The following is a 13,342-nucleotide window of genomic DNA, read 5'->3' on the forward strand; positions in this document are numbered from 1 at the left end:
TCATGCGGTGCTTAGTATTTTGGTAGGCGCGAGTGGACTCGAACCACCGACCCCCACCATGTCAAGGTGGTGCTCTAACCAACTGAGCTACGCGCCTGAAGTCTTGTCGTTCGATTCGGTAATTATAACGACGTTAAATTTTCGCGCAAGCTTTTTCTGGCAATCCGCTCAAACCACCGAGCCATCATACCGAAGCCGAAACAATCGAACCGGCGCCGGCAGACACGGGATTCTGACTTGCCACTTCGTCTTTCAGCTTGTTCAGGAACATCAATAACGACGGTTTGGTACTGCCGTTGCTAACACCCATAAGGCCAGCCAGACGATTGAAGTCCTCCGTTAAAGACTTGTATACGCCGGAATTGGCCTGCTCTTCATTGGTTAAATCCGCGATCAAGTTATCCAAATTAGCTGACAAATTTCGGTAGCCGTGCCAACCCGCCGCTCTACCCCAATGCTCGTGGCCGCTACGGCGACCTTCGTTATTTACACGATCCGAACTTTGCAACAATGCCCGGCGTAATTCATGCAAAAAACTATGCAAGGCCTCTCCAAAGTCGGCGACAACGGCCCGAGAAGCCGAGCTATCCGCTACAACCGCCGCCGGCGAATTGGCAGTTGCTGTCGAATTGACCAGCACCTGGCCCGAGTCAGCAACCGGGTTGGCTACAGTTGAACCTGCTGCCTTAGCGGCAGCAGGCGTAAGTGCGGCCTGGCCGGCATCGTCTGCAATGTTTCCGGCAGAGGAACCAGAATCTACCGCTGCCTGGCCGGTGCCGGCTCGAGCCAGAATTTGATGCAAATCCTGCAGGAAGGTCGCCAACAACCTACCCAAATCGGTCGCCTTGTTATCGGACTGGTCAATCGAGTTATTCGATGTATCTTTGTCGCCGCTGCCGCTGTTATTTCGTGGAACAGCCAAGCCAAGCCCCTCCAGCGCATGCACGACGCTCTGTGCGAAAAAACCTGCGCCGCGCTGACGGTGGCCATGAAAGCGTTCGGTTTCCGATACCGTTTCAGAATTCACCGCGTCGGATTTATCCGCACCGCTCGCACGGAAAATATTGATAGTCGTCTGCGAAACATACAACGACATCGAGATTGAATTAATGCCGGCCATAAACGCCCTCCCGCCAAAACTAAACAAACAGGAAGCCATACGGCCGCCCGGTAACGGCACAAGATGCGCCGCCACAGGAACGAACCGAGACTAACCTAACAGCACAGTTAGCGGCAGAAATTCTGTGAACTTTAGCAAACAAACGTAAAAAATAACCCCAAAAACCTTGACCGCAAGCGCGGAATTATTGAAATGCTTCGGCGAAATAACGGCTAATACAGCCACAGGCGTTTGCGGCGGCGCGACCGAAAGCATCAATCCCCGCCACCGCCTTTGCGCACCATCATGCCTTTCGACGGGTTATAGCCCAGGATCGCCGCAGCGATGAACAACAAAAACCCGGCTGCAGTGAAGATCAGCGCAGGTTGGTTGAACTGTTCGTACAGTGCGAAGCGGATCAGCTCGACTGCTTGCGAGAACGGGTTGTACTCGGCCAAGGTCGCCAATAACGGGCTGGATTCCTTGATCTTCCACAACGGATACAACGCCGTGGACATGAAAAACAGCGGAAAAATCACGAAGTTCATCACCCCGGCAAAGTTTTCCAGTTGCTTGATGAACGACGACAACAACAATCCCAGCGCGCCCAACATCATGCCGCCCAGCACCAGCGCCGGCAAAATCCATAGATAGCCCGGCAGCGGCGCCTGTATGTCGTATAACCAGGCAATGCCGAGGAAGGCATAGGATTGCAATACCCCGACCGCGGTACCGGCGATCAATTTGCTGCACAATAAAAACCAGCGCGGCAGCGGACAGACCATCAGCATACGCATGCTGCCCATTTCCCGGTCGTAGACCATAGACAACGAACTTTGCATGCCGTTGAACAGCAAAATCATCCCCAACAGGCCGGGGGTGATGTAGACCTCGTACAGAATATAGGTTTCGTAGGGCGGGCTGATCGCAATGCCCAGCGCGGCGCGGAAGCCGGCGGCGAATACGAACAGCCACACCAGGGGGCGCACCAGCGCCGAGACGAAGCGCTCGCGTTGGTGCAGGAAACGCAATAACTCCCGGCCGACGATGCCGACCAACGCCCGCCAATAATGCAACATTCTCATGCCGGCCCTCCTTTGTCGGATTGGGTAAGCTTTTGAAACACTTGGCCGGGATCGGACCAACCGGTGCTTTGCAGGATTTCGGCCAGCTTACCGTTGGCCTTGACCTGGCCTTTATGCAAGACAACCAGGCTGTCGTCGGCAGCGATCTCGTCGATCAAATGCGTGGCCCACAACACCGCCAACTGCTGTTGCTTGACCAAGTCGTGGACGTGCTTGACGATGGCCTGCCGGCTGGGTACATCCAGGCCGACGGTCGGCTCGTCCAGCAACAGCAGGCTGGGTTTGTGCAACAAGGCGCGGGCAATCTCGACCCGGCGTTTATGGCCACCGTTGAGTTGCCGGACTTTTTCGGCGCGGCGCTCGAACATGTTCAGTCTTTCCAATTCTTCCTGAATCCGCCGGTCGGCCTCCTTCTTACCGATACCGTGCAAGGCGGCGTGGTAGCGCAGGTTTTGGGTTACCGACAAATCCGGATCCAGCGTGGTCTGCTGAAACACTACCCCCAATTTGGCCAGCGCTTGCAGGCTTTGTTTCTTGACGTCGAAACCGCACAACGCGATGCGCCCTTCTCTGGCGTCGTAAAGCCGCGTGATCAGCGCAAACAAGGTACTCTTGCCGGCGCCGTTCGGCCCCAACAAAATCGTGCATTCGCCCGCTGCAACTTCAAATGCGACGTTGTCCAGCGCTTTCTTGGCGCCGTAGGCGAAGCTGAGGCCTTCGATGTGCAGTGCCGCTGTCATGGTTTTACCGCAACGCCCCAGGGGTAACGGCCGACCGCGATCGATTTGGTCACTTTATGGTTTTCCAGATCGACGATAGAAATATCGTTGCTGACGCCGTTGGTGGTGTACAAACGCTTCTGGTCAGGCGAGAAGGCCAGATTCCATACCCGCTGGCCGACCAGCAGATACTTCTCCAATTTATAATTTTGGGCGTCGATCACCGCGACCCGGTTGGCCGGCCCCATCGCCACGTAACCGTAGCGGCGCTGTTTGTCGATAGCGATACCGACCGGCTGCACCAGATCGGAGCTTAAGCCGGGCACTTCCAGTTTCAGATTCTGCAAAATTTGCTTGGTGGCGGTATCGATGATGGTCAGGGTGCCGGCCATTTCCGAAGTCGCCCACAGTTGCTGGCTGTCGTCGGTAAAAGCCACCGCCCGCGGCCTGGCGTCGACCAGCGTGTTGTCTTTGATTTGCCGATCGGCGGTATCTATCCAGTGCAGCATGTTGGTGGTTTCCGACGCACTGATGCACCATTGGTTGTTGGGACTGACCGCAATGCCTTCCGGCTCGACGCCAACCTTGACTTTGCCGACTGCCTTCTTGGCGGCGATATCGATCACCGTCACCTCGGCGTCGTCTTCGTTGGAAACGTACATCAACTTGTCGTCCGGACTTAACGCAAAGGTCTCCGGATCTTCGCCGGACGGCAATTTGCCGATTTCCTTCAAGGTCGTACTGTCCAGCATGCGAATGGTATCGTCGTCGCTGGTAGCGACGAACAGCGTCTTGGCATCGTGGCTGATGGCAATACCGCGCGGCCGCTGGCCGACCTTGACAGTCTTGACCAACTTGCCGGCCGCCGGATCGACCACGGCAATCGCGTTATCTTTCTCCAAAGTCACGAAAACGGTTTCCGCGTGTACCGCACCAGCGAAACACAACGCTGCAGCCATTCCGACCAGTTTTATCCGATGCATCATACTTATCCTTGAATAACCAAACTTGACTCGAATCGTCCCCGCTTTGCTAAAGCAGGCCAAACCGTCGCACCCGAAATCGCGGCGGCGGGCAAGTGTAACCCGAAGCCAACCGGGATTTCATCCCTTTGCAAAAACGGAATTTTTCCGTTTCAGTTCCGGCAAAGCACCGAGCTTGGCTTCCGCGCCGCGGCATTTACGCTCGAAAAAGCCAGCCCTACTCGATCGAACCGACATCAATCGTGAACATCGGCTCGACACACAATTTACGGCTGCACCTTAGAACAATAGCCGTACCAACGGCGCACGGCGAAGATAAGCCTGATTCCGCCGAGTGTTATGTAATTCAAAAAATCCGCCAGATAGATTTGTTTGCAAATTCGATCTGTGCATAGCGATCGGCACGAGATAAAATGGAACCAAACACGGACAGCGAGGATTCAGACCATGAAAATTTATTTGATAACGGACGAACAACTCGAAAATATCGAAAAAAAGCACGACTCGCTGATTAAAACCCAGACCATGTGCGATCTGATGCTGGATATTGCCCGGCAAACGGAAAATTCGGATACCTTCGCTGCGGCTATCGAATTGGCCAACGGCGAATTGGATAGGCTGGAACGGTTCTTTGATTCCTGCGACGTGGTGTTAAATCCGGAAACGCTCCCGGGCTGAGCCACCGGCGAACGCAGCCCGGCGACCGGGCTGCTTGGGTCATACTCTAAATCCACCCCGCGTCGAAAAGCTTCGGCAACAATCCTCCCGCACCTCGCAAAGACCGTAGTTGCTTTCAAAAGGAGCTACCTCCCCTTTGGCCAAGGGTGCCGAACCTCAGTCGCGCCCGAATCAATGCCGATTCTGAGTCCGCCAATTCTCGACTATCCCCTCCACATCCAGATCATCGGGGCCTTCGCGCCAACTGGTGTAATAGTCGACATCGTTACTTTTCGGCTCCGGGCTGGGCCGGTAAATCTGCACCCTGGTCGGTAGCGGCGCCGCTTCGCCCAATACCAACGCTTCTCCCCGGCCTAACGAACTCAAGATGTCGGCCAGATCGCCCTCCGCTTCCGGCACCAAACCCCGGATATATTGCTGGTCGTCCGGGTTGGTGGTCCGTAAACAAATAAACGAACTGCACTGCGCCAACATCGTTTCGGACAGCTCGGTCGGCCGTTGGCTGACCACGCCGATCGATACGCCGTATTTTCGGCCCTCTTTGGCAATCCGTTCCATCATTTTCTTGGTGCCGTCGAATTGGCCGCCTTTTTCGCGCGGGATATAGGCGTGCGCTTCCTCGCAGATCAACGTGATCGGGAATTCGCGCCGGCGCGGGTTCCAGTAATTGAATTCGTAGGCCAAGCGGCCGACCTGGGCCGACACTGCCGGCCGCACGTCGGTCGGCACCGAGCTGAGGTCGACCACCGTGATATTGGCTTTCTTGTCGCCTAAACCGACGAATTGGCGCAACAAACCCGCCATGCTGTCCGAGGTCGTCCGTTTTTTGGGTTTCAACAAAAAATCGTAGCGCACGTCGTTAAATCGGCTCTGCATCCGGACCAAAAACTCGTCGAACTGGCCGAATAACGCGCCTTTGGTTTTACCGAAGTCTTTCCGTTCTTCGTTGGCGGCCTTAAATTGCATGTACATTTCCGCCAGCGAAAAATAAATCGGCGTATCTATCGTCACCGAGGCCAAGCCTATCGCCTTGGCTTCCTTACGCTTCAGTTGCTGCAGAATTTCGCGCATGAAGGCCATCTGCATCGAGGCGCCGCTGTCGTCGCGGTCGATGAACAAATCGACCAACTCGGCATAGCTCATCATCCAGTACGGCATTTCCATGTCCAACGCATCGACATAGTTGACCTGCTCGGCCGGAAACGCCGACTCGATGCTGCCGTCGGGCCGTTTCCAGCAATATTCTCCGTGCAGATCGAGCATGACCATGTGGGTTTTCGGCATGGCTTTCATGGTGTGCTGGATCAAGCTGGTGACGGTCCAGGATTTACCGGAGCCGGATTGGCCGACAATCGCAAAATGCCTACCGAACAAGGCCCGTGGATCCAGGCTCAGGTGGTAATCCTTATGGCTGGCCAACTGACCGATGAAAAATTGGTAATCGCGAAACTTGGAAAAAATCGCGTTGATCTCGCCCAAGCCCACTGCATAGACAGCCGCTCCCGGCGTCGGGTAATGGCGCACGCCGCGGATGAAAACATTGTTCTCGTTCAATTCGCCGACCGGAATCAAGGCGATAAAACGGTCCGTGGCGCGATTGCCGGCGCTATCGAAGCGATCGCATTCCCACATTTTGAATACCAGCGCCAACACCCCGATGTGCGACTGCCGGATCACCACGTAAGAGCCGATATGGCCGGCCAGAATTTCCTCGTCGCCCAAGCGAATGATCGGCGCTGCAGTGGAATGCTCTTCGACGATGCGCGCATCCATGCCGTCGCCGCGCACTTCGGTCAAGTGGCCGATCAGAATATTTTGGGTTTGGTTCATGAGTTCCTCTGGACTAAAGCTAACCGCTTAAGCTTAGACGATTTCTCAATCCTTTCGGCCATACGCACGCGGGGCTAACGCCGAAGCAGCCCCAACCCGGGCGACGGATTTGCGCCAAAACGACACAAAAAACCGACAATCCGAACCTGGCCGAGGCGAGGACCCGACGTAAGCTCCTGAAACTCGGCCACTTCGCCGCGGTCCATTTATTGCTATTATCCAAATCAGCTTGGTCAACATAACACATGAGGTGAACATGAAAGTCGGCATTCCTAAGGAAATCAAACCCAACGAAAACCGGGTATCGCTGGTGCCGTCCGGCGTTTCCGCGCTGGTAGCCGCCGGACACAGCGTGACCTTGCAGAGCGGCGCCGGAGTGGGCGCGGGTTTCAGCGACGAACAATACCTCTCCGCAGGCGCCGGTTTGGCCGATAGCGCCGAAGCGGTCTGGGCCGAAGCGGATATGATCGTCAAGGTCAAGGAACCGATAAAGCCCGAGTGGCCGCTGTTGCGCGCTGGGCAAACCGTATTCACCTACTTTCATTTCGCCGCCGACCGGGAATTGACCGAGGCCCACCTTGCCTCGGGCGCGACTTGCATCGCCTACGAGACGGTTCAACTTGCCAACGGCGAATTGCCGTTGCTGACGCCGATGTCGGAGGTGGCAGGCCGGCTGGCCGTGCAGGAAGGCGCGCATTATCTGGAAAAACTCTACGGCGGCCGCGGCATGCTGTTGGGCGGCGTACCGGGCGTATTGCCGGCCAAAGTATTGGTCCTGGGCGGCGGCGTGGTCGGTACCCAGGCCGCCAAAATGGCCGCCGGCCTGGGCGCCCAAGTCACAGTGATGGATTTGTCGCTGGAGCGCCTGCGCCACTTGGGCGACATCCTGCCGGCCAACGTGCAATTGCTGTTTTCCAGCCGCCACGCAATCCTGGAACAACTCGCCGAGGCGGATTTGGTGATCGGCGGCGTACTGGTCACCGGTGCCGCCACGCCGAAACTGATTCGCAAGGACGATTTGAAACTGATGCAACCCGGCGCGGTGATCGTCGACGTTGCCGTCGACCAAGGCGGCTGCGTCGAAACCACCCGGCCGACCACGCACGCCGACCCGATTTATTTGGTAGACGGCGTCGTTCATTACGCCGTTGCCAATATGCCGGGCGGCGTGCCGCGGACCTCGACGCTGGCCTTGACCAATGCGACGCTGCCTTATGTCTTACAGTTGGCCAATAAAGGCTGGAAGCAGGCGTTACGCGACAATCCGGCGCTGTTGCAAGGCCTCAACGTAGTCGACGGCCAAGTCGCCTACACCGGCATTGCCGCAGCCTTCGCGATGGATCATGTCCCGGCCGAGCGCTTCATCGGCTAATGGCGGACTATGCGATCGGCAGTATCGGCGGCAACTTCCAGGCCTTACGCACGCTGCTTGACCAAATTGGCTTCGATCCGGCGGCAGACCGGGTCTGGTTGGCCGGCAATTTAGCCGGCGACGGCGAGCAAACGCTGGAAGTTCTACGCTTCGTAAAAAGCTTGGGCAAAAGCGCCGTCTCGGTATTGGGCGATCGCGATCTGCAACTATTGTCCGCCGCAGCCGGATTCTGCGAACCGATTGCCGGATTCGAGCCGGTCCTGGCGGCGCCGGACCGAGACGAGCTATTGAAATGGCTGCGCCAACGCGGCTTGATCCACCACGACGCCAAATTGAATTACACGCTAGTGCATGCCGGAATTCCGGCGGAATGGAGTTTCAGCCAAGCTATCACCTTTGCCTACGAGGTCGAATCGGTCCTGTCGCAAAGCCAATATCGGGCCTTTCTGGAAAACCATCGCCAGGACCAGTCGCGTTGGCATGCCAAACTGCGCGGCTGGAAACGGCTGAATTTCATTGCCAACGCCTGTACCCGAATGAAATATTGTAACGCCGCCGGCAAGCTCGACTTCAGCGCCAGCGGCCCGGTAGCGGAGCAAAACCCCGAACTGATGCCGTGGTACCGGCTACCTGACCGCCGAGCCAGCCAACTGCGCATCGTTTTTGCCGACGACGCCGGCTTCCAAGATCAGGATTGTTCCGACGTCTACCCGCTGCCGGCCGTCTGCGCCCAAATCGCGGTTCGTCTGGCGGATCGATAAGCAAACCAACTATTGCCCGATCGGCTTAAAGCGAAAAAGACCGGGCATACGTGAATTTACAGCAGGTGCTTGATCGCCTGCCGTTCCTCTTTCAACTCCACTTCGTTTTGGCGCAAGCGCTCCAGGCTGAACTCGTTCAGATCCAATCCCTTGACGATCCGAATCTGGCCGTCTATTACCTGCACCGGGAACGAATAAACCAGCCCCTCTTCGATGCCGTAACTGCCGTCCGAAGCCACGGCCATACTGACCCAATCGCCCGGATCGGTCCCCTCCGCCCAAAGCCGCATGTGTTCGATTGCGGCATGCGCCGCCGAAGCCGCACTGGATTGGCCGCGCACTTTGATGATTTCGGTACCCCGGTATTGCACGGTCGGGATGAAATCGTTGACGAACCAATCGTGCTCGATCAGAGACAAGGCATCCATGCCTTTGACTTTAGCATGGTGCAAATCCGGGTATTGGGTGCAGGAATGGTTACCCCACACTGTAATATTTTTGATATCCCGACTCAGTACCCCGCACTTTTCCGCGACTTGGCTGATCGCCCGTTTGTGGTCCAGCATCGTCATCGCCGCAAAGCATTCGGGCGCCAGATCGGGTGCGTTGTGGATCGCAATCAGCGCGTTGGTATTGGCAGGATTGCCGGTAACCAGAACTTTGACGTTGCGGCTGGCGACCTCATTCAAAGCTTTGCCCTGATTGATGAAAATCTGCGCGTTATCCAACAGCAAATCGCTACGCAGCATGCCGGGGCCGCGCGGTTTGGCACCGACCAAAAACGCGTAATCGACATTATCGAACGCCACTTTCGGATCGTCGGTGATAACGACCTTGTTCAACAAAGGGAACGCACAGTCGTTCAATTCCATGACTACGCCTTGCAATTGTTTCATCGCCGGCGGAATTTCCAATAAGCGCAACACAATAGGCTGGTCCAGGCCCAACAACTCACCCGCCGCCAAATGAAACAGTAAGGAATAGCTTATCTGGCCAGCTGCTCCGGTTACAGCGATATCAACGGGGGTTTTCATCTAGGTTCCTCATTCTGAAATTGGACTGATCCGGGCCCTGGCGGCGCGGTTAGCCGTTTCAATATGACATAAAGTTTTTGCTCAAACAATCTCTAATTCCCGCTTTGTCCGGCCGGCTCCGATTGTGCAGCGGGCAAAACAAACTTCGGTATAATGCCAGCTCCCAAACGCCAGCGTCGCGGCCTTCAGCGTCTTCTACCAGGTAGGTAAATGAAAAAGTTGCTCTTCCAATTCGACACCGATGCCCACCCTTCCGTATTCGATACCGTCGTTGCCTATGACGGCGGCGCGGACCACGTGATCGGCCACGGCAATCTGACTCCGGACAATGTAGGCGCTTTGGTCGACGGCACCATCTTTACCCGCGCGCCGAAAGACAAAAAAAACACGGCGATATTTATCGGCGGCAGCAATATGGCTGCCGGCCAAAAACTATTGGCCGCGGTACAAAAACATTTCTTTCCCGGCTTTCAAGTCTCGGTGATGTTGGATAGCAACGGCAGCAACACCACCGCTGCGGCCGCCGTCGCCAAACTGGCCGGCAGCGCCCCGTTGGCCGGCAAAAAAGCCGTGGTTTTGGCCGGTACCGGTCCGGTCGGCCAGCGCGCCGCGGCGATGATGGCCTTGGAAGGCGCCGAAGTCAGCATTACCTCGCGCCATATTTTCAACGCCGAAAAAGCCTGCTTTGCGATGAAGCAACGCTTCGACGTCGACATTACGCCGGTGGAAGCCGGCGATTACGATAGCCGCGCCGCGGCAATCGCAGACGCCAACGTCGTGCTGGCAACCGGCGCCGCCGGCGTGGAACTGTTAAAGCCGGAACATTGGCAAAACAATCCGCACTTACAATTGCTGGCCGACGCCAACGCCACGCCGCCGGTCGGTATCGGCGGTACCAACGTGATGGACAAAGGCCAAGAGCGGCACGGCAAAATCGTCTGGGGCGCAATCGGCTTCGGCGCGTTGAAACTGGCCTTGCACCGGGCCTGTATCGCCAAACTGTTCGAAGATAACAAGCAGGTATTCGACGCCGAAATCATTTTCGCGCTGGCCAAGGAAATGGCATAGCTCTTTGCCGGCCGTGACTTTCGCTGCCGAATCCGCTACGCGGGCAACTGCGCTAGCTATTTTCCAAGCCGGCGTGGCGGCGGCCGATCCTGCAGCCTGCGTCGGAAATTACCTGCACACAGCGGGCGACCAACTAGTCATCGGCTGCGACGGCAACATCCGCAGCGGCAATTGGCGGCGAATTCATCTGCTCAGTTTCGGTAAAGCCGCTTGCGCGATGGCCCAGGCGGCCGTTCAAATTATTCCGCAAACCTGGCTGGCCGCTGCCGGCATCGCCGTCACCAACTACGAAAACGCCGTCGCGGTCGACAATGTCCAGGTATTCGGCGCCGGTCACCCATTACCGGACCAGGCCGGCCTAGCCGCTGCCGAAACCGTCGTCGGCCGCTTGAAAACCCTGCGCGCCGGCGATTTGGTGCTGGCCTTGATTTCCGGCGGCGGCTCGGCGTTGTTGCCCTGCCCGGTCGCCGGCGTCAGCTTGGCGGATAAAATCGCCACCACCCAATTGCTGCTGGCATCGGGCGCCAACATTAACCAAATCAACTGCGTCCGCAAACATCTGTCACGCTTGAAAGGCGGCGGACTGGCGCGTTTGGCCGTAGTCGCCGAGCTGCATGCGCTGGTGTTATCCGACGTATTGGATGACGATTTGAGCGCGATTGCCAGCGGCCCCTGTGTACCGGACGACACGACTTTCGCGCAAGCCATCGATATTTTGCAGGCTTACCGGATTTGGCCGGAGATTCCGGATAATGTGAAAAACCACTTATTGCAAGGCAACCGCGGCCTGCATGCCGAAACGCCTAAAACCGGCGATCCCGTATTCGAAACCGCCGGCCACCACTTGATCGGCAGTAATGCTCTGAGCGTGGATGCTGCCATCGCCGCCGCCAAATCCTCCGGCTATGCCACCGACCTGTTCAGTAAACAACTCAGCGGCGAAGCGCGAATGGTTGCCGAACGCCTATGCCTTCACGCGCAAGCGGTCTGTGCCGGCCTGCACCGCCCGCTCGCCTTGGTCGCCGGCGGCGAAACCACCGTCACACTGCGCGGCACCGGCAAAGGCGGCCGCAATCAGGAAATGGCGTTGGCTTTCGCGATTGCGGCCGAGGCGTACGGCTTAGATTGCCGCTGGACCTTTCTCAGTGCCGGCAGCGACGGCCGCGACGGCCCCACCGACGCGGCCGGCGCCATCGTCGATAACGGCAGCCTTGCCCGCATCCGTGCCGCGGCTATCGACCCGGCCGCGATGCTGAACGATAATAATGCTTATCCGGCGCTGGACGCCGCCAACGATTTATTGAAATGCGGCGCGACCGGCACCAACGTCGCCGACTTGCAAGTTCTGCTGCTGCATCCCAACGCATAACCCGAACCCTACCAGGAGACCACAATGTTTAAGCAGTCCATGACCATCGCCGGTTTTGACGACGAATTATTCCGCGCCATCGAGCAAGAACGCCAACGCCAGGAAGACCATATCGAACTGATCGCTTCGGAAAACTACGCCAGCCCGCGCGTAATGGAAGCCCAAGGCACGTTGCTGACCAACAAATACGCCGAAGGCTATCCGGAGAAACGTTATTACGGCGGCTGCGAATACGTCGATATCGTCGAGCAATTGGCCATCGACCGCGCCAAGGAACTGTTCGGCGCCGATTACGCCAACGTGCAAGCCCACTCCGGTTCGCAAGCCAATATGGCGGTGTTCATGTCGTTGATTCAACCGGGCGACACCATTCTGGGCTTGAGCCTGGCCGACGGCGGCCATTTGACCCACGGCGCCAAACCCAACTTCTCCGGCAAAATCTATAACGCGGTACAGTACGGTTTGAACAAAGACACTGGCGAAATCGATTACGAACAAGTCGAAGCGCTGGCTTTGGAGCACAAGCCCAAGTTGATTATCGCCGGCTTCTCGGCCTATTCCCGTATCTGGGATTGGCAACGCTTCCGCGACATCGCCGATAAAGTCGGCGCTTATTTCGTCGTCGATATGGCCCACGTCGCCGGCTTGGTCGCGGCCGGTTTATACCCGAACCCGGTGCCGATTGCCGACGTCGTCACCAGTACCACCCACAAATCCCTGCGCGGCCCGCGCGGCGGCTTGATTTTGGCCAAGCACAACCCGGAACTGGAAAAGAAGATCAATTCCAACATCTTCCCCGGCATCCAAGGCGGACCGTTGATGCACGTCATTGCCGCCAAAGCGGTGGCGTTTAAAGAAGCCATGACGCCGGAGTTTAAAACCTATCAACAACAAGTCATCAAAAACGCTCAGGCCATGGCCGAGGTGTTCATCAAGCGCGGCTACGACGTGGTGTCCGGCGGCACCGACAACCATTTGATGCTGGTTTCATTGATACCGAAAGGCATCACCGGCAAAGCCGCCGACGCCGCATTGGGCCGGGCCCACATCACCGTCAACAAAAACGCGGTACCGAACGACCCGCAATCGCCGTTCGTCACCAGCGGCATCCGCGTCGGCACCCCGGCCCCGACCTCGCGCGGCTTCAAAGAAGACGAGGTCCGCCAGGTCGCGCATTTAATGTGCGATGTAATGGATAACATCGAAGACGAAAGCGTGATCGATGCGGTTAGAGAGCAAGTGCATTTGTTGTGCGCCCGCTTCCCGGTGTATTCGGCGGAATGATTTTTTGATTTGAATGATCGAGGGTATGCCGTTGTCGCGACGCATACCCGCAGCGGCTGG

The 13,342-nt window shown here is 57.1% G+C and carries 12 protein-coding genes and 1 tRNA gene; 6 read left to right on the top strand and 7 right to left on the bottom strand.

Features of this window, described 5'->3' with window-relative positions; all coding sequences use genetic code 11:
• Window positions 1–20: 20 nt before the first annotated feature.
• From MKFW12EY_RS13015 to MKFW12EY_RS13035, 5 genes are all read right to left on the bottom strand, one after another.
• A tRNA-Val gene (locus MKFW12EY_RS13015) sits at window positions 21–97 on the bottom strand.
• Between the two features lie 87 nt (window positions 98–184).
• The gene (locus MKFW12EY_RS13020; protein WP_221053140.1) at window positions 185–1,120 is read right to left on the bottom strand and encodes a hypothetical protein; all 936 of its coding nucleotides are present in this window, start codon (window positions 1,118–1,120) and stop codon (window positions 185–187) included.
• 254 nt (window positions 1,121–1,374) lie between these two features.
• Window positions 1,375–2,184, bottom strand: a complete 810-nt coding sequence (locus MKFW12EY_RS13025) for an ABC transporter permease (protein WP_054761627.1) — start codon at window positions 2,182–2,184, stop codon at window positions 1,375–1,377.
• On the bottom strand, window positions 2,181–2,924 hold the full coding sequence (locus tag MKFW12EY_RS13030) for an ABC transporter ATP-binding protein (protein WP_054761626.1): 744 nt from the start codon (window positions 2,922–2,924) through the stop codon (window positions 2,181–2,183). Before MKFW12EY_RS13030 ends, MKFW12EY_RS13025 begins: the two co-directional genes overlap by 4 nt.
• Window positions 2,921–3,886, bottom strand: coding sequence for a PQQ-dependent catabolism-associated beta-propeller protein (locus MKFW12EY_RS13035; protein WP_054761650.1), 966 nt, complete (start codon window positions 3,884–3,886; stop codon window positions 2,921–2,923). The genes MKFW12EY_RS13030 and MKFW12EY_RS13035 overlap by 4 nt, the downstream gene beginning before the upstream one ends.
• 447 nt (window positions 3,887–4,333) lie before the next feature.
• Here MKFW12EY_RS13035 and MKFW12EY_RS13040 point away from each other — a divergent pair, with 447 nt between their 5' ends.
• The gene (locus MKFW12EY_RS13040) at window positions 4,334–4,564 is read left to right on the top strand and encodes a hypothetical protein (RefSeq protein ID WP_064021365.1); all 231 of its coding nucleotides are present in this window, start codon (window positions 4,334–4,336) and stop codon (window positions 4,562–4,564) included.
• 171 nt (window positions 4,565–4,735) lie between these two features.
• Here MKFW12EY_RS13040 and MKFW12EY_RS13045 read toward each other — a convergent pair whose 3' ends face one another.
• Complete coding sequence (locus MKFW12EY_RS13045; RefSeq protein WP_064021364.1) at window positions 4,736–6,394, bottom strand: ATP-binding protein; 1,659 nt, start codon at window positions 6,392–6,394, stop codon at window positions 4,736–4,738.
• Between the two features lie 256 nt (window positions 6,395–6,650).
• Here MKFW12EY_RS13045 and ald point away from each other — a divergent pair, with 256 nt between their 5' ends.
• Window positions 6,651–7,766: an alanine dehydrogenase gene (gene ald, locus MKFW12EY_RS13050; protein WP_054761623.1), complete on the top strand. Its 1,116-nt coding sequence runs from the start codon at window positions 6,651–6,653 to the stop codon at window positions 7,764–7,766.
• Window positions 7,766–8,527 (top strand): symmetrical bis(5'-nucleosyl)-tetraphosphatase, encoded by a 762-nt coding sequence (locus tag MKFW12EY_RS13055; protein WP_221053141.1) that lies wholly within the window; start codon window positions 7,766–7,768, stop codon window positions 8,525–8,527. The genes ald and MKFW12EY_RS13055 overlap by 1 nt, the downstream gene beginning before the upstream one ends.
• A gap of 56 nt (window positions 8,528–8,583) precedes the next feature.
• Here the strand turns inward: MKFW12EY_RS13055 and MKFW12EY_RS13060 are convergent, their stop codons facing one another.
• Window positions 8,584–9,561 (bottom strand): malate dehydrogenase, encoded by a 978-nt coding sequence (locus MKFW12EY_RS13060; protein ID WP_054761619.1) that lies wholly within the window; start codon window positions 9,559–9,561, stop codon window positions 8,584–8,586.
• A 210-nt stretch (window positions 9,562–9,771) separates the two neighbouring features.
• Here MKFW12EY_RS13060 and MKFW12EY_RS13065 point away from each other — a divergent pair, with 210 nt between their 5' ends.
• The 3 genes from MKFW12EY_RS13065 to glyA are packed head-to-tail and all read left to right on the top strand — an operon-like array spanning window position 9,772 to window position 13,282.
• Window positions 9,772–10,629: an NADP-dependent methylenetetrahydromethanopterin/methylenetetrahydrofolate dehydrogenase gene (locus MKFW12EY_RS13065; RefSeq protein WP_064021361.1), complete on the top strand. Its 858-nt coding sequence runs from the start codon at window positions 9,772–9,774 to the stop codon at window positions 10,627–10,629.
• 13 nt (window positions 10,630–10,642) lie between these two features.
• A complete protein-coding gene (locus MKFW12EY_RS13070) occupies window positions 10,643–11,998 on the top strand; it encodes a glycerate kinase type-2 family protein (protein ID WP_221054608.1) in 1,356 nt (451 codons plus the stop codon).
• Between the two features lie 24 nt (window positions 11,999–12,022).
• Window positions 12,023–13,282 (top strand): serine hydroxymethyltransferase, encoded by a 1,260-nt coding sequence (glyA, locus tag MKFW12EY_RS13075; RefSeq protein ID WP_054759049.1) that lies wholly within the window; start codon window positions 12,023–12,025, stop codon window positions 13,280–13,282.
• Window positions 13,283–13,342 lie beyond the last annotated feature (60 nt).

It is taken from the genome of Methylomonas koyamae (assembly GCF_019669905.1).
Taxonomy (GTDB): Bacteria; Pseudomonadota; Gammaproteobacteria; order Methylococcales; family Methylomonadaceae; genus Methylomonas; species Methylomonas koyamae.